General features: G+C 44.2%; 15 protein-coding genes and 1 pseudogene. 12 read left to right on the top strand and 4 right to left on the bottom strand.

What is annotated here, in order from left to right; translation table 11 throughout:
- Positions 1-49 precede the first annotated feature (49 nt).
- Positions 50-979, top strand: coding sequence for a nucleoside hydrolase (locus tag BM058_RS06555; protein WP_218151890.1), 930 nt, complete (start codon positions 50-52; stop codon positions 977-979).
- Positions 980-1,082: 103 nt separating this feature from the next.
- On the opposite strand, the gene BM058_RS06550 is transcribed toward BM058_RS06555, so the two are convergent.
- On the bottom strand, positions 1,083-2,546 hold the full coding sequence (locus BM058_RS06550; protein ID WP_090926230.1) for an aldehyde dehydrogenase family protein: 1,464 nt from the start codon (positions 2,544-2,546) through the stop codon (positions 1,083-1,085).
- 3 nt (positions 2,547-2,549) lie between these two features.
- A complete protein-coding gene (locus tag BM058_RS06545; protein ID WP_090926229.1) occupies positions 2,550-3,359 on the bottom strand; it encodes a methyl-accepting chemotaxis protein in 810 nt (269 codons plus the stop codon).
- 226 nt (positions 3,360-3,585) lie between these two features.
- Here BM058_RS06545 and BM058_RS06540 point away from each other — a divergent pair.
- The 8 genes and pseudogenes from BM058_RS06540 (at position 3,586) to BM058_RS06505 (ending at position 12,971) form a co-directional block, all read left to right on the top strand.
- Positions 3,586-4,011: pseudogene (locus tag BM058_RS06540) on the top strand (pyridoxamine 5'-phosphate oxidase family protein).
- 593 nt (positions 4,012-4,604) lie between these two features.
- Complete coding sequence (locus BM058_RS06535; RefSeq protein ID WP_090926228.1) at positions 4,605-5,726, top strand: betaine/proline/choline family ABC transporter ATP-binding protein; 1,122 nt, start codon at positions 4,605-4,607, stop codon at positions 5,724-5,726.
- A complete protein-coding gene (locus BM058_RS06530) occupies positions 5,727-6,368 on the top strand; it encodes an ABC transporter permease (RefSeq protein WP_090926227.1) in 642 nt (213 codons plus the stop codon).
- 136 nt (positions 6,369-6,504) lie between these two features.
- Positions 6,505-7,146 carry an ABC transporter permease gene (locus BM058_RS06525; protein WP_090926226.1) on the top strand — a complete coding sequence of 214 codons (642 nt, stop codon included), beginning with the start codon at positions 6,505-6,507 and terminating at the stop codon, positions 7,144-7,146.
- Between the two features lie 66 nt (positions 7,147-7,212).
- Positions 7,213-7,920, top strand: a complete 708-nt coding sequence (locus BM058_RS06520; RefSeq protein ID WP_090926225.1) for a TetR/AcrR family transcriptional regulator — start codon at positions 7,213-7,215, stop codon at positions 7,918-7,920.
- A gap of 56 nt (positions 7,921-7,976) precedes the next feature.
- Positions 7,977-10,025, top strand: coding sequence for a CocE/NonD family hydrolase (locus tag BM058_RS06515; RefSeq protein WP_090926224.1), 2,049 nt, complete (start codon positions 7,977-7,979; stop codon positions 10,023-10,025).
- 139 nt (positions 10,026-10,164) lie between these two features.
- The gene (locus BM058_RS06510) at positions 10,165-11,979 is read left to right on the top strand and encodes a Xaa-Pro dipeptidyl-peptidase (protein ID WP_090926223.1); all 1,815 of its coding nucleotides are present in this window, start codon (positions 10,165-10,167) and stop codon (positions 11,977-11,979) included.
- A 98-nt stretch (positions 11,980-12,077) separates the two neighbouring features.
- Positions 12,078-12,971 (top strand): glycine betaine ABC transporter substrate-binding protein, encoded by an 894-nt coding sequence (locus BM058_RS06505; RefSeq protein WP_090926267.1) that lies wholly within the window; start codon positions 12,078-12,080, stop codon positions 12,969-12,971.
- Between the two features lie 159 nt (positions 12,972-13,130).
- Here BM058_RS06505 and BM058_RS06500 read toward each other — a convergent pair whose 3' ends face one another.
- Positions 13,131-13,820, bottom strand: coding sequence for a thermonuclease family protein (locus BM058_RS06500; RefSeq protein ID WP_090926222.1), 690 nt, complete (start codon positions 13,818-13,820; stop codon positions 13,131-13,133).
- A 114-nt stretch (positions 13,821-13,934) separates the two neighbouring features.
- Here BM058_RS06500 and BM058_RS06495 point away from each other — a divergent pair, with 114 nt between their 5' ends.
- The 3 genes from BM058_RS06495 to BM058_RS06485 are packed head-to-tail and all read left to right on the top strand — an operon-like array spanning position 13,935 to position 16,756.
- Positions 13,935-14,756 (top strand): MBL fold metallo-hydrolase, encoded by an 822-nt coding sequence (locus tag BM058_RS06495; protein WP_177195454.1) that lies wholly within the window; start codon positions 13,935-13,937, stop codon positions 14,754-14,756.
- A 15-nt stretch (positions 14,757-14,771) separates the two neighbouring features.
- Positions 14,772-15,905: an ethanolamine utilization protein EutH gene (locus BM058_RS06490; RefSeq protein ID WP_090926220.1), complete on the top strand. Its 1,134-nt coding sequence runs from the start codon at positions 14,772-14,774 to the stop codon at positions 15,903-15,905.
- 8 nt (positions 15,906-15,913) lie between these two features.
- Complete coding sequence (locus tag BM058_RS06485) at positions 15,914-16,756, top strand: M15 family metallopeptidase (protein WP_090926219.1); 843 nt, start codon at positions 15,914-15,916, stop codon at positions 16,754-16,756.
- 626 nt (positions 16,757-17,382) lie between these two features.
- On the opposite strand, the gene cydS is transcribed toward BM058_RS06485, so the two are convergent.
- Complete coding sequence (gene cydS / locus BM058_RS18840; protein ID WP_407690163.1) at positions 17,383-17,490, bottom strand: cytochrome bd oxidase small subunit CydS; 108 nt, start codon at positions 17,488-17,490, stop codon at positions 17,383-17,385.
- Positions 17,491-17,508 lie beyond the last annotated feature (18 nt).

Below are 17,508 nucleotides of genomic sequence, written 5' to 3'. Positions count from 1 at the left end.
GCCCGTGTTACAATAAAGAGAAATGTCACGAAAAGAAAGGAACATACCTATGCCAAAACCGATTATCATGGATTGCGATCCCGGTCATGATGATGCGATTGCGATTTTCCTTGCAGCCGGGTCGCCGGAAGTGGATATTCAGGCGATTACGACAGTGTCCGGGAACGCGCTGATTGGGCATACGACAAGAAATGCCCTGATTATCGCGGAAAAGGCGGGGCTTGATCACGTTCCGGTAGCAGAGGGTGCCGGCGAACCTCTCGTACGAACCGCGGTAACCGCGCCGCATATCCACGGGGAAAGCGGACTGGAAGGACCGGATCTGCCGGAACCGGAGAAAACAGTGGACACCCGGCACGCGGTGGATATGACCGCAGAGATGCTTTTTCAAGCGGACGAACCGATTACGCTTGTCCCGACCGGACCGCTGACAAACATTGCCTGGCTCCTGAAACGTTATCCTGCGGTGAAGAAGAATATTGCAGGTATTGTACTGATGGGCGGGGGTTCTTACGGGAACTGGTCGCCCGCGGCGGAATTTAATATTTACGCCGACCCTGAAGCGGCCCGTATTGTCTTCGAAAGTGGTCTGCCGATTACGATGGCAGGACTTGATCTTACCCATCAGGCGCTTGCGGGGCAGGAAGAGAAAGAATTTCTCCGCGAAGCGGGTACGAATGCTGCAGCCTTCACCGCAGAGCTTCTCGATTATTTCGCCGGTACATATCACAGTCTTTTCGGCTTTTCTGCGGCGCCGATACATGACGCGTGTGCGGTGGCCTTCAGTATTGATGAGAATGTCTTTACCACCGAGCATCTTCCGGTTACTGTAGAAACGCACGGCACCTATACGACAGGCATGACGGTTATTGATGCGCTGCAGACGACCGGAAAAGCACCAAATGTCCATGTCGCGCGGGAACTGAACCAGGACATGTTCTGGACCATGTTAAAAAATGCACTGCAGCGCCTGCCTTGATTACAGGTGAACACAAAAAAGGAGACCGCCGGCTTTCCGGTGGTCTCCTTTTTGGAGAGACATCCTCTGATTCATCAAACGTTTGTTTAAAAAAGTGTGTTGGTTAAGAGTAAGGAAACGCCCGTTTTGTGTGCTGGACGGAAATCCATTTCTTCGTAGTGAAAGCATCCAGGCTTTCGTCTCCGTTTAACCGGCCGATACCAGACATTTTTTCACCGCCGAATGCAACAATCGGCTCGTCGTTAATGGTACCGTCGTTGATATGGATCATGCCTGTTTCCATGCGCTTTGCCAGTTCTGCACCTCGTTCAATGTCCTCGGTATGAATAGCACCGCTTAAACCATAATCCGAGGCATTGGCAATATCGAGTGCCTCTTCATCGGTCCGGAAGGTAAGCACACTGACGGCCGGCCCGAACAATTCTTCGCGGGCTGCTTTCATATCCGGAGTGACCTCTGTCAGGATGGTCGGGGAGACGAGGCTGCCATTGGCTTCGCCTTTTAACAGAGGAACAGCTCCTTCTTCGATCCCATTGTCAATAATATTCATCAGCGTGTCTGCCTGTTTTTTGTTAATAAGCGGTCCGATGATAGTGTCATCCTCACGAGGATCGCCGACTTTAAGGGAAGCTACTGTTTCTTTGTATTTTTCCAGAAAGGTTTCCTTGATGGATTCATGGACGAGAATCCGGTTGGCGGACATGCAGATCTGGCCCTGATGGGTGAAGCGGCTGAACACAGCGGCACTGACGGCATAATCGATATCGGCGTCATCAAGGACAATCAGCGCACTGTTTCCTCCTAATTCAAGGGAGGCTTTTTTTAGATAACGTCCGGCGAGCTCCCCGATTTTCTTCCCGACAGCCGTTGACCCTGTAAAGGATATCACTTTGTTTAACGGATGGGAGACGAACAAGTCTCCGATTTCACTGAGATCCAGCAGAACGGCATTCACCAGTCCTTTAGGAAATCCTGCTTCTTCAAACAGCTGAACAATCATGGTACCGCCGGTAACTGAAGTGTCTTCATGCGGTTTGATGACCACACCGTTTCCAGCTCCGACAGCTGTTACAACGGATTTCATGGATAGAAAGAATGGGAAATTGAATGGGCTGATCACTCCGACCACGCCGACCGGCATCCGGTATACACGGTTTTCCTTTCCGTCTACCGGGGAAGGAAGAATCTGCCCGTTCATCCGCAGCGGGTAGGTCGCCGCTTCTTTAATCATATCTTTCACGAGGCCAATCTCAAATCCGGCTTTTAACCGGGTGCCGCCGAGCTCATCTATGATTAACTCTGTGATCTCCGCTTCCCTTTTTTCCAGCAGCACTGCCAGTTCCAGCAGCATGTCTCTTCTTTTGTACGGGTTGAGTCCGTTCCATTCTTTCTGCACTTGATCAGCGCTCTCATAGGCAGCATGAAGGTCATTAGGTGATGCGGATGAAGCTGTTCCAAGAAGCTCACCGGAGTATGGGTTGTGGTTTTGGATGTAAAGGGTGCCGTTTCCGTCACGCCAGTTCCCGCCGATTGCCTGTGTATGTAAGTCATTGAATGTGTAAGACATGGTTTAGTCTCCTTTTCCTTGATGAATATGGTTCGATGCCATCTCTTGTAATTTCTGCGCTTCGTGATACACGTGCTGCACCGTTTCCGACATATCGTCCATGGCTTTGGCCTGCTCCGTCGATTGTTCATTGACGTTTTTCACCATGTGCTGCAATGATGCTATTTTTTCACTTAATTCATTCGTTGTTCTCTGGATGTCGGCAGCAAACTGTTTCGTCTGGCTCCCCATGTTCTGAACTTCTTTGGAAACCACGGCGAATCCTTTGCCGTATTCCCCGGCTCGTGCTGCTTCAATGGAAGCATTCAGTCCGAGAATATGACTTTTTTCTGAGATGCTGGTCACCTGCTCGGAAAACGATTCGATCTTGCTGACTTTGTTTCCCATCTCTTCGAAAGCTTCTGTGGTTTGGTTTAGATTGCCGGATAATTCATCAATGGAGGACGTAATTTCTTCAATGGAAGCACTCATGTTCTCAAACATATCGGTCAGATCACGGCTCACATCTGCGAGCAGCTGGTTTTTTTCTATGCTGGTTCCAAGGCCGACACCGCCAATGACATTTCGGTTTTCATCGCGGAGTGGAATGGCATTGGCTGCTACCGGCACGCCAAACACCTCTTTTGGCACATTCATGCTTTGGGCCTTGTTTTCAAAAATAGCTTTTGAGATAATGTCGCCTTCCTGTAAGGGATCTCCTACTTTCACGGGAAGCTTGAATGTTTCGCCGGGTATGTTTAGTACGAGTTCTTCTGTATTGTAGATCCCAACGGTTACATCCTCCTGGGACAACTGGTTTAAAAACGGAGCCACTTTTACAAAGGCGTCCAGAATGCTGATGTCTGTATCGGTGCTGGTATGTGTTGTCGTGTTTTTTCCTCCTTACTAAATGAAAAGCCAATGTTAATATCGGCATCTTTGTTATAAAGTGTAAGGAAATATGAAGGATATGGATAGTTGGAATAGAGTGGAAAGGTTTACACACCCTGCAGCGGGGGAATGACTATTTCTAGATGCAAAAAGGAAAGGAGAAAGTTTGATGGAACAAAACGAGCTCAAAAATAAAATCCTGCATATTATTGATGAATACAAAACAGGCGTGCTTGCCACGGTAGAGAAGGGGCGCCCGCATTCAAGGTACATGACGTTTTATCATGATGATATTACGCTGTATACACCGACAAGCAAAGATACGCATAAGGCCGAGGAAATTGAGGAAAACCCGCATGTGCATATTCTGCTTTGATATGAAGGAGAAGGACTGGATGATTTGTACGTCGAGGTATCTGGGAAAGCTGTCATCCGGGAAGACAAAGCCACTAAGCAGCAATTCTGGCATGAAAGCATGGACCGCTGGTTTGACGGAATCGACGATCCTGCATTCATTATGCTGGAAATCCAGCCTGAAGGCATGAGGCTCATGAATAAAGCAGGAGAACCTCCGCAGGAATTGAAAATAGGGTAATATGACAAACCGGTTGACTTTTTACATTCAACCGGTTTTTTTAGTATAAAAATACATTCAAACCTGCCATGACACAAAAAGTTATTCATATAATCATCTTTATAACCAGTTGTGAAGTTTATTCAATAAAACATGCTTTTTCAACATGAGCCAGCTTTACTTCTGGTAATTTCCTGTCTCTGTTCCTCTATATGATAAAATCAACTGGTTGTTATAAAGCTAAAAATTTTCTTTGTCAATATTTCTTTCATCCGCGCGGTCACAAATAATATAAACGACTACAGTCAGAACATATTGAAGCCCTTCCTTCGTCATGCCTCTATTGACACTCCTTTAAAATAAAAAACATTCAACATTTTGTTTCCAGAAAGTACATTTTTATTGGAACATTGTTTATATTTGGGGGATTAATAGTTTTTGCCACCGCGTTAAAGTATTACAACTTGACAATTTTTATAGAGTTTATTAAAGTGATTCATGAACATGTTCATAAAAAGAACACGTTCATGAAATGGTTGGATTCAATTAAATAACAAAGAGTAAGTAGTATTCACCGGTATTATGTATAAATCTGCAAAGGGGGATTCGCTGATTTGATTGAACTCAAAGGTGTTGGAAAAGTTTATGAAGATGGTTTTCAAGCATTAAACAATATCGATTTGGCTTTTGAAAATGGAAAAATCAATGTATTGATAGGGCCGAGTGGCTGTGGAAAAACAACAACTATGAAACTCCTTAACAGACTCGTGGATTACACAGATGGTGAAATTCTGCTGGATGGCAGGAATTTAAAAGAAATTGATCCTATTGAGCTGAGGCGGCAGATGGGGTATGTCATTCAGAACATAGGATTATTTCCACATATGACTATTTATAATAACGTAGCTGCAGTACCAAAATTACTTAAATGGCCTAAAGAAAAAATTAAAAAGAGTGTCATGGAATTGTTGCAGCTTGTTAATCTAGACCCCGATACTTACATGAATCGCTTTCCATCTGAACTCAGTGGGGGTCAGCAGCAGCGAATAGGTGTGATCCGGGCTCTTGCTGCAGACTCATCTATTATTTTAATGGATGAACCATTCAGTGCATTGGATCCTATCAGTCGGGAACAACTGCAAGATGAACTAATAAGTCTGCAAAGTGAAATTAATAAGACTATTATTTTTGTTACGCATGATATGGACGAGGCACTCAAAATAGCGGACCAGATTATTTTAATGAAAAACGGTCATATTATTCAAAAAGACTCACCAAATAATATCATTGCCAATCCAGCAGATGAATTTGTAAAAGATTTTATTGGTAAAAAGCGTTTAACACCCAAACAAAAACTACCGTCTTTAGATAACTTTATCTCAAAATCATTCGTATCAATACAAAGTGATAGTTCGACGGCCGAAGCTATTAAGCAAATGACTGCTTATAAGTTGACTAATATCCCGGTTGTAACCCAAGACGATATGTATTTGGGCTCTATAAACCTTTATGGTGCTTTGGATAACCAGGAAGAAACCATCGAAAATTTGGTTGAATCGGATACCTACACTATTGAGAGTACCACAGAGACGGTGGAAGTAATAAATGAATTAAACAGCATCAATACAACTATTCCTGTGGTTGACGGAAACGGGAAGCTAGTGGGAACACTTGATCCGTATCAGCTTCTTTATGAATGGCGTGTTACGTCGGAGTACGAATGTGGTGAGCAATAAATGATATTTTTCCAAGGATATATGAAATATTGGCGTGAAGATTATTCGTCTATTCTGGCTTATATGTATGAGCATATGATCATTTCTCTGACAGTTATTGCTTTATCAATTACGTTTTCGATACCATTAGCTGTTTACTTGACGAAAATAAAAAGTGACCTAATAAAGACCATTACATTTAATATAGCCAATATTTTTCAAACCATACCTACGATCGCTTTATTGGCGCTTGTTATTCCCTTATTTGGTATCGGATTTGTTCCGGCTGTTGTCGCCTTGTTTTTATATTCATTATTACCGCTGCTTCGAAACACATATGCCGGTATGAATTCGATTGATCCAGGTATAATCGAAGCTGCCAAAGGAATGGGGTATGGAACAATCCAACGTTTATTTAAAATTGAATTACCTGTAGCACTACCTTATATAATGTCCGGTATTAGGGTGACGTCTGTGTACATTATTAGTTGGACAACCTTAGCGGCATTAATCGGTGCCGGAGGGTTGGGTGATCTTGTACTGGCCGGTATTGGCTATAACGATTCTATGATGATTTTTACTGGAACATTTTTAGCGATTATTATAGCAATTTCACTAGATCTTGTTATAAATAAAATTGAAAAAATATTCTCTTATTCCTAATATTCCGAAACTAAATTGGCATTAAGAAGATTGTCTTTCGTCTTATTTTCTTTTTGGGATAATTTTAAAATAACAGATGCTGCTAAAGAACTTTTAAGGGAAAAGGAATGCTGAACTACAGGGGAAGGGGATTTCCATGAATTTTATAACTGAGTTGGCTGTGTATATGGCTGAAAACTCTAATGAGTTGTTGGCGTTAACTATTGAACATATCCTGATGGTTGCTTGCGGTATTGCTCTTTCTCTTGTTATTGGGATACCGCTTGGCATCTTGGCTGCAAGGTTTCAAAAATTGGCCCCGGTTATTATATCGATTACAAATGTTATACAGCTTGTTCCCAGTTTGGCGATGTTGGCTATACTTATGCTGTATCTTGGTTTTGGTTTTAAAACGATTGCTATTGGTTTGTTTCTCTATTCCCTGCTGCCAATCGTTAAAAATACATACGTTGGAATAAAGGAGGTGGATGACGGTATTAAAGAAGCAGGTATAGGTATAGGTATGTCGCCTTTACAACTGCTTGCCAAGATACAATTTCCTTTGTCCATTCCTTACTTAATGGCGGGACTCCGTCTGGCTGCGGTTATCGCTGTTTCTGTAGCGGCAATAGGCCCTTACATCGGAGCTGGCGGACTTGGTAAGGAAATTATATCCGGGATCAGCTTACAGGATGATATAAAAATATACGCCGGCGCCATTCCGGCTACACTCATAGCTATTATTGCTGATTTAGCACTAGGGTTAGTAGAGCGTAAAACAAAAAAGCGGCTAGCCTAACTCTATCAGTTTATGTGTTGCCATTTAGTTAATGAAATATAAAAAGATGATTGGAATGATGAGAAGATGGCTGCAGCAGACGAAAAGAAAAAAATTCAAAATGCTAGAATGTGGCGATATTTTTTGAATGCGGCTGCGGATTTAATCGAAGAAAAGGGCATGAGTAATATTAAAATAAGAGAAATTGCTGATCGCGCGGGGTACACAAGCTCAACTGTTTATAATTATTTTCAAAATTTATCTCATTTGAAGTTTTTTGCGGCGATGCGTTATACTACTGCCTATTTTCAGGATCTGCCAAATTATATGAAGAAAGGTGAAAACACCATAGACGAATGGCTGTACGGGTGGGAATGTTTTTGTCGTCATTCATTTCAGTATCTAGAGGTGTATTCTCTTTTGTACATTGAAAATCTTGGTGTCATTCCGGAAAAAATGAACCAGATGTATTATGAGGTTTATGCCAATGAGCTCATTAATCTGTCAGAAGAGGTGCAATCTATTATTACGCACCACAATATTGCTACACGAAGTACATTATTCATTCAAAAAACCATCGAGGAAGGTTTTATTGACGAAGCAGATCTTGATTATATTGCAAATTTAACGATGCTTATTTGGACAGGAATGATGACAAACCTCCTCAATCTAAGAAAAAATGTCACAAAAGAAGAAGCAGCCAAAAATACGATGCATTATATAAGCAGAAGTATTATAGACGTTGTCATTCCCGAGAAAAAACATTTAATCACATATGAATACGGACGTGGTTAAACAAAAATATTAAAATCAGAAACTCTTACAATATATTATGAGGAGTTGAAGCTATTATGGTGTTTAACGTAGCTGATTCAGTTAATAGAAAAATTAAAAAGGATTTCCCCAGAGAAATCGAAAAACTCGACAACGTATGGATTCCGTTATCAGACGGCAGCTTTCTTGCTGCAACAATTTGGCTGCCAGTCGATGCAAAAACGAATCCGGTTCCGGCTGTTTTGGAATATCTGCCTTACCGAAAGGATGATTTTACTGCCATACGTGATTCTATACGTCACCCCTACTTTGCTGGTCATGGGTATGCAAGCATTCGAGTAGATATTCGAGGCACTGGTAATTCAGATGGCTATCTGCCTGATGAATATTTAAAACAGGAACATGATGATGCCTTGGAGGTATTTGACTGGATCGGCCGCCAGGCATGGGCCACTGGAGATGTCGGTATGATAGGAAAATCGTGGGGAGGTTTTAATGGTCTGCAGATTGCGGGTCGTCAACATCCGTCTTTGAAAGCAGTGATCTCCCTGTGTTCAACGGACGACCGTTATGCTGATGATGTACATTACCGTGGAGGCAATATATTGGCTTCAGACATACTCTGGTGGGCATCAACGATGTTTGCTTACAGTGCCAGACCTCAAGATCCGAATGTTGTAGGAGAAGGTTGGAAAGAAAACTGGCTGCAGCGATTAAATACAACACCTTATGTACATGAATGGCTGCGCCATCAGACACGGGATGACTACTGGAAACATGGTTCTATATGTGAAGATTACTCCAAGGTAGACATTCCAGTCTTTGCAGTGAGCGGCTGGCAGGATGGGTATACAGACAGGGTATTTAGCCTATTGAAAAACCTTCCCTACGCAAAAGGGTTGATTGGCCCGTGGGCTCATGAATTTCCTGAAGTCGCCAGGCCCGAACCGGCAATAGGTTTTTTACAGGAATGTCTGCGATGGTGGGATCAATGGCTGAAAGGCATTGATACAGGAGTGAAAGATGATCCTAAATTAATATCATGGATTCAAAACAGTGAACTGCCACAAGTGGATTACGATGAAAGGCCGGGTAAATGGGTTGCGGATGAGAGTTGGCCATCTAGACAGGTAGCGGAACATAATTATTGGCTGGGCAAAAATCACCAATTACAACAAAACCCATCTGATGAACAAAAGATTATCGTCCCAAGCGTGCAGGAACATGGAATGTACGCAGGCGTCTACTGTCCGTTTGGGGAACCGGGGGATTTGCCGGCAGACCAGCGTTTGGAAAATGGGAAAGCAGTTGTATTTACATCAGAACCAATGGAGGAAAGCATTGACTTGCTTGGTGAGCCAGCTTTCCATATGACGTTCACCTCTGATCAGCCCAATGTGTTTATAGCCGCAAAACTATGTGATAAGGCACCGACAGGCGAGTCCACATTGATAAGTTGGGGGATGTTGAATCTGAACCATCTAAGATCCCATGAATATCCAGAACCGCTTGATACTGGGGAAATTTATAAAGCAGAAGTGAAGCTGGATGCTCTGGGTCAGAATATACCGGTTGGACATCGTTTAGAACTTGCTGTAGCACCAACGTATTGGCCTCAGGCATGGCCTTCACCGAAACAAACAACTCTGACTATTTTAACAAACGAAGAAACCAGGCTGGTGTTACCCGTACGTACGCCAAAACCAGAGTCAGATTCGCACATATCATTTGAAATACCGGAAATAGCTCAACCCATCGACAAGGAAATTTTACGAGCGGAAAAGCGGACGCGCGATGTTGTTCACGATACCATATCAGATACGTGGCAATTGCAGGACTATTCCGATGAAGGAGAACGCCTATTGCCAAACAATGGCATCAGGCACGGAAGCAAAAATAAAAATACATTCACGATCACCTCTGGTGATCCACTTTCTGCTAACATCCGCTGCGAATGGGAGCTGACTGTTGCCCGTGACGACTGGGATACGCAGTTGTTCACTGACAGTATTATGACCAGTGATGATGCATCGTTTTATTTGACCAATACTATGGTAGCCCTGTTAAACGGTGAAGAAATTTTCCGTAAAACATGGGAGGAGACCATACCTCGAAATTACCAATAATAGGGAAACGCGAACAAACAATACCGTATGCACATCTTGCTAGTAAATTCAGATAAAATTCTGAAACTGCGATGTTATGAAAGTCTTTAAAAAAATATGAAGACAACTACATACAGATTAATGGGGGATATAAATCAACATGAAATTAATACCTAAATATCTTGTTTTGGCATGTACCTCAGCAGCAATGTTCGGACTATTTCCAGCTATTCAAACCGAAGCAGAAGATGGATCTGCGCCGGACATCTTAGTTGAAAACGGAATGACACAAGAAGTGTTCTCGCACGAAGAGGCTATCACGGAAACAGTTAATGTAGAAACAACCTTTGACAATGATGGGGACGGGGCAAATGAGCGAATTTCTGTGAAGATTATCCGCCCGGCAGAAACCGAAAAAGGACTTAAAGTCCCGGTTATTTATAATATGAGTCCTTATAACGCAGGTCTGGATTATCCTGACTATCATAATGTGGATAAAGAGTTGTACGATGGGATTCCTTACAATCTGCCTAACTATTATGAAGATTATTTTGTCTCCCGCGGTTACGCAGTTGTGATCGCAGACGGTCTTGGGTCTGCAGAATCAACAGGATGCCCGACAGTTGGAGGGGAGCTCGAAATAAATGCCGCAAAGTCGGTTGTGGATTGGTTGAATAACCGTGCACCAGCCTACAGTAAGGATGGACAAGAGGTCCGGGCTGATTGGACAACTGGAAAGGTAGGTATGGTGGGAAAATCCTATGATGGCACTCTCGCTAATGGCGTGGCTGCTACAGGCGTAGAAGGATTAGAAACCATTGTTCCTATTGGTGCGATTAGTAATTATTATGATTATTACCGTGCAAATGGAGCTGTTGTTGCCCCGGGAGGTTATCAAGGAGACGGCTTAGACTTATTAGCCAAAGGGGTGCTCACACGTGATAATCCAGAAGTGTGTGCAGAGGTTATAGATCAATTAGAAAAGGACCAGGATCGTGAAACTGGAGATTATAGTGAATTTTGGGACGAGCGGAACTATTTGAATAATGCCGATAATATTAATGCAAGTGTGTTCGTCGTTCATGGTTTGAAAGATATGAATGTTAAGCGGAAGCAATATGCGAAGTGGTGGGAAAAGCTTAGACAGAATGACGTTCCGCGCAAACTATGGTTACACCAAGGCGCTCATACCGATCCTAATGATGAACGGAGCGACAAGTGGTTAACCACTTTGAATAAATGGTTTGATTATTGGTTATATGACATCGATAGTGGAATTATGGAGAAGCCAAAGGTAGAAATAGAAAACGTTGCTGGTTCATGGGAATCATTAAAAGCATGGCCCCGTGTTGATGCATCAGATCAGACATTATATTTAAGCAACAGTTCTGATGATTCGGCCGGGTTAACCCTCCAAGAAAAACCGGTGAAAAATGAAACAGAAAGTTTTACAGATAATGCTTCTAAGACCGCAAGAGAGCTAATAAAGGATCCGTCAGTGAAGTCTTCAAATCGTTTGGCTTATCTAAGCCCTGCTTTGACGGAGAACATTAGATTGAGCGGAACTCCCAGCTTATCTATCAATGCAAGTATAAATGGCACTGCAGCTAATTTATCGGCTTGGCTGGTTGACTACGGGCCAAACGGTACAGAAGTTGTTACAAGAGGGTGGATGGATGTTCAAAATGTAGAGTCTATATCAGAATCTAAGGCTCTTGTTCCGGGTCAACGGTATACATTCGATTGGAACATGGAACCACACGACTATGAATTTTCAGCAGGGCATAAAATCGGTTTAGTTATTGTTTCAAGTGACCATGAGTATACAACAAGACCAGAACCGGGAACTACCGTTAATGTGTATCCTGGGGAAAGTCATGTCACCTTACCTTTAACAGAAAAGTTTCCTAAAGAAAATGACAAACAAATTGATACAACACAGGCAATAAACTCAATTCTACATTATTTATTTTAATTGGCGCAGGCATAACAATAATAGAAGATGTGATACAGAGAGCAGAAGAGAGGATTAGCGTTTCAAATATTAAATACAACAGGAGTTGAATAGTGAAAATGAGACATCTAGTAATCACGATTGTAGCAGCTTTTTTATTGTTAATCGCAGGGTGCAGTTCCAACTCGGGGTCCGAAAATTTCACTGTGGCTGCAGCTACCAGTACGGATGCAAAAATTAATGTGCAGATAGTAAAATCACTCATTGAAGATAAAACAGATCATACAGTTGAGATTGTCGAGGATCTGCCGGCCAGCCCCCAAATATTTGCCGGTATTGAACGTAGTGAATTTGATATTGCCAGTCTTTACTCCGGAGAAGTATACAACAATTATTTTGATGATGTTGAATATACTACAGATCAAGAGGAAACATTGAAAAAAGCGCAAACACTCTTTGGAGAAGAATATGACATTAAGTGGTACGATTCGATTGGTTTTATAAACAATTACTCTATTGCGGTTAAAGAGAATTTTGCACAAAAAAACAATGTTGATACTATTACCGACTTGAAAGAATACGCAGGTGAATTAACACTAGGAACTGATAACGCTTGGATTGAACGTGAGAATGATGGCTATGAAGGATTTCAGGAAACGTATGGATTTAAGTTTGCCGATGCCCGCGGTATGGACGTTTCCCTGATGTATGAAGGCATAGCGAGTGGTGAATTGGATGTTGTAACGGCTTATACCGTGGATCCGCAAATAATAGAACGTAATTTGAAAGTCCTTGAAGATGATAAACAATTCTTCCCACCTTATGAATCTTCTTTAGTCGCAACAAATGAAGTTGTCGAAAATTACCCAAAAATTAATGAAATACTGGAATCTCTTGTTGGTACAATCAGTACTGAACAAATGACTGATCTAATGCATAAAGTTAATATTGGCGGGCAGGAAATACAAGACGTTGCAACAGGGTATTTGCAGGAGCAAGGAATGCTGGACTAATCATTAATCGGAGTTCCCTTGCTTATGATAGCGTTGAAGTAAATGTCAAATAAGAGTCTGGGACAATGACATCACTAAATAATAAAATTCCGAACGATTCTTTCATAAATCGTTCGGAATTTTACTGTGACGGCATCTGTTCGCTGGTGCTGATTGTGTCTATGGCCGCTGTATTGCGCGGTAACCGGCTTCTTCGGCCGCTTCGGTACTGCAGAACATTTCTTCGGCTTTGGTCTGCTCGTAATTAGGGCTGGCGGGGGTGTGATAAATATAATCGCCGCTGGAGCTGTGGTTCCCTTTGATATGGGGGTTATCACATGCTGCATGCTGCACAGCTGCCGGCTGAAATCCGTCACCGGTAACATAGCCGTCTTCGCTCCAGATGCCAAGGTTCTGCTGCTGCGCTTGTTGCTCGGCCTTCTGCAGCCGTTCCACGTATCTGGTGTTGGGCTCGATAATGTAAGCCACCCGGGCCAGCCCTTGTTCCACCATCGTTTTATTGACCATTTTCCCGTCGACCCAGAGATACGCCAGAAAACGGTCATAATCATCACGGATGGTCGTGTCTATTTCCACGGTGACATCTTTACCTTCGGGGAGCAGTTCTTTCGCATACTCACTTGCTTTGGGTCCATAAGGCTGCACGGGCTCGTCTGGGTGTACCGTTTCCGGCGTGTCGATTAAAAGCAGCCGGAGCGTTTCTTCTCCTCCTTTTTCCATATCAACGGTCACCGTGTCACCGTCCACGACATCTATCACTTCAGCATCTATTTTTTCCCCTTCTTCATACGCTGGATGGCCGCAGGCATTCAGCAGGACAACAAAGAGCAGGTATACATAATGTTTCATTCACGCGAGCTCCTTTTTACGCTTTTATCGTTGTGATAAAACGGGTATATGCCAAGAAATGCTTTATTCTATCAGGCAATACGTGGTTTTTATAGAACGAAAGAGGTGGTATGGATGCCGGTACAATACGAAAATCAATATGTCACTGTATTTCAAAGCGACCTTTATCAGACAACGTCCACTGTCGTTGTTACAAAAGATATGATTCTAATCGTGGATCCAACCTGGCTTCCAGGTGAAATCGAAGCCATTCGGCAGCACGTCGCCGAAAACGATGGCGGACAGCATAAATATCTGTTTTTTACGCATTCTGATTTTGACCATATTCATGGATGGAAGGCATTTCCGGAAGCTGTGACGATTGCTTCCCGGGGATTTGTGGATAGAACCAACAAGAAGAAGATTCTGCAGGAAGCGCAGGACTTTGATGACTATTATTACATCGAGCGTTCTTATCCCGTGGAGTACCCTCAAATTGATATTATCATTGATCATGATGAACAGACGATAAAAAAAGAAAATACTTCCGTATCTTTTTATCTTGCGCCGGGTCATCAGGCTGACGGGGTATTTGCTGTAATAGATGAATTGGGGATTTTGATTGCCGGAGATTATGCAAGTGATGTGGAATTTCCTTTTATTCATCATGACAGCGAAGCCTACAAACACACAGTGAATAAACTGGAAAAAGTGGTGGATGAAAAAAACATCAAGCTGCTTATCCCTGGTCACGGTAAGTGCACGACAGACCGCGATGAGATGAGAGACCGTATCGGAGATTCGCGCTGGTATATCGAAACACTCCGGGACGAAATCAGGCAGCAGAAACGCTTGGATGTACTGGAGGCGTTCGTGGACAGCTTCCGGTTTTCACGTTATCTTAGAGAGGAACATGAAAACAACAAAGCTCAGATACAAAAGGAATATAGAGGGTAGAGAGTAGGACATACGATGGGAGTAATCCAGGATATTGTGATTTGGACCCTGGCGGTTTTTGTGATAATTGGGGGGCTGGACAAAGCCTTTGGCAGCCGGTTTGGTTACGGGGAAGCTTTTGACCGGGGTTTTGCTGCGATGGGGCCTGTTGCTGTGGTGATTGTGGGAATGATTTCGCTTGCCCCTGTATTGGCTGACGTTCTCCGCCCTGTGGTCGCACCGGTATATCAATGGCTGGGAGCGGACCCGGCGATGTTTGCCACCACGATTCTGGCACTGGATATGGGCGGATGGGCCTTGGCCGGGGAACTGGCGGGAACGGAAGAATCCGCCCGGTTTGCCGGTATTCTTCTTGGCAGTATGCTGGGAGCAACGCTGACCTTTACGGTGCCTGTCGCCTTAAGTATCCTGAAAAAAGAAGATCACGCCTTGTTTGCAAAAGGAATACTGGCTGGTATTACGACTATCCCCGTCGGCATGCTGGCAGGAGGAGCAGCTGCAGGATTTTCCATGCAGCAGATGGTGTTAAATCTGGTGCCCATTTTTCTTGTATCCGGTTTGATTCTGTTTGGGATATGGTGGAAAATGGAAACTATGGTGAAGGGGTTCCGGATGTTCGGCAGGCTGGTGACAGTGGTAACAACATTGGCTACGGTGGTCGTTGTGCTGCAGTCGCTGACCGGCTGGACTATTATTGATGGTATGGCCCCGTCCCGGGAAGGCATACTGACCGTTGGGACGCTTGCGTTTACGCTGGCAGGAGCCTTTCCGCTGGTTCATTTTTTCCAGAAGTTGATTTCCGGGAACGGCCGGCGGAAACAATTTATTATGAGCCCCGTGGCCTGGTCCGGCTGGTGTGCTTCGTTGGCGCATATCATTCCAATGTTTACGCTCAGCAGGGATATGGACGAGGATGGAAAATTGATGAATTATGCTTTTGCGGTGAGCGGAGCATTCCTTCTCGGTGGTCACCTCGGTTACACTGCTGCTGTGGATGAGGCGATGATTATACCGCTTCTTGTAGGGAAACTGGCAGGAGGCTTGAGCGCTATGGGTGTTGCTTATGGAATGATTCAAAAATCCAGAACATCCATTTCTGATACTGTTCCATCATGGTATGATGAGAAAGAATTTCAACATAAAGGATAGGATTCCTCATGAATAAAACGATCATCAGTTTCGGAGCTGCGGTGCTGCTTGCTCTCGGAGGGTGTTCGGCTTCCGGACAGTCGGAAGGAGAAGAGCAGAACAACAGCGGGGATGCATCCCAGCAGGAAGAACAGGCCGAACAGGAGAATGAAGCAGAAAAAGAATCCGAGCCTGTTTTTGAGGGAGAGGAAGAACAGGCGGAAACGACTGAACCAAAGGCTGGAGAACAGGAGCAGACAACGACCCTTCCGTCTGTGAATGAAGACGGGGTGCTGCAGAATCCTGAGGCGCTGAATGCCCTTGTGAATCGGGAATACCATCTACCTTCGGATTATGTGCCGGAAGATCTGACGGTTCCGGATGTGCGCTTCCCGTATGAAGAAGACGTGCCGAAAAAACAGGTGCGTGAACCGGCAGCCAAAGCACTGGAATCGCTGTTCAGCGGGGCAGAAGAGGAAGGACTATATCTATTTGCTGTATCAGGATACCGCTCCTATGACCGCCAGGAGTCTATTTTTGCCGCTAATGCAGAAGAAGACGGAGTAGAAGCTGCCAATCAATACAGCGCTCAGGCAGGAGAAAGTGAGCATCAGAGCGGTCTGGCAATGGATGTCAGCTCTCAGTCAGCGGATTTTACTTTGACCAATGCATTCGGAGAGACTCCGGAAGGCATGTGGCTGAAGGAAAACGCGCATGAATACGGCTTTGTTATACGTTATCCGGAGGATAAAACGGATATTACTGGTTATCAGTACGAACCATGGCACCTCCGCTACGTTGGAAAAGAGCTTGCAGCCGCCCTTCATGATACAAATCAGACGCTCGAAGAATATTACGGTACTGCCGAATAAAAAAAGAGTCTGGGACAAAACCTGTATAAGATAGAAAATGCCGAACGATTTTTTAAAATCGTTCGGCATTTTTCGTTGCTGAGACAAACCGCTGCGCCAAAATGCTTCGCTTTTACTCCAGAGCACAAGGGCGACATCGGTTCGCTGGGGCTCACCGTGTCTTCTTTGCCGCGGGCACGGCTCAAGCCTCCTCGGAAGAAAACCGCTTCCTGCGGGGTCCCCGAGACTCGTGCTGTTCCCGCAGGAGTCGAAGCATTTTGGCTCCGCTGCCACTAAACTATTGAGCAACGATGCAAGACATTCGTGTTGTCCTCCACCTATTTTACTTTTGTCCCAGACTCGCTTTTCTTGTTTATTGATACGTGTATCGGTATGTCGGTGCTCTTGAGGCCCGGCGCCCGGTCATCCTTACGTTTTGGACCGGGAAATGGCGGAAAACGTTACATAGAACCATTTATGACGCGCTTTTGCTGTTTCGAAGTTTCACAAACGTAATCATGAATGAACCATAGTTACGTTTGTGCGGGTCCGATGTTCGTAAACGTAACCATGAACCGTTTATAACTACGATGGCTCCGGGTGGGACCGCTCAAACGTCACCAACCCCAACAAGGTCCACTTCCTCCTCAGTCATTGTGAAAATAATCGCTCCGCCGTCCGCCCCATAAAAAAACGGCCAGCACACAAGCAGCGAGAACAAGATGGGGGGCGATCATAAGCAGGAAAAACTCCATAGCACACCGCTCCTTTCC

Origin of the sequence: Salibacterium qingdaonense (assembly GCF_900114715.1) — a bacterium.
Taxonomy (GTDB): domain Bacteria; phylum Bacillota; class Bacilli; order Bacillales; family Marinococcaceae; genus Salibacterium; species Salibacterium qingdaonense.
The sequence above is the reverse complement of the archived record's forward strand: the minus strand, read 5'-3'. Positions and strand labels throughout refer to the sequence as shown.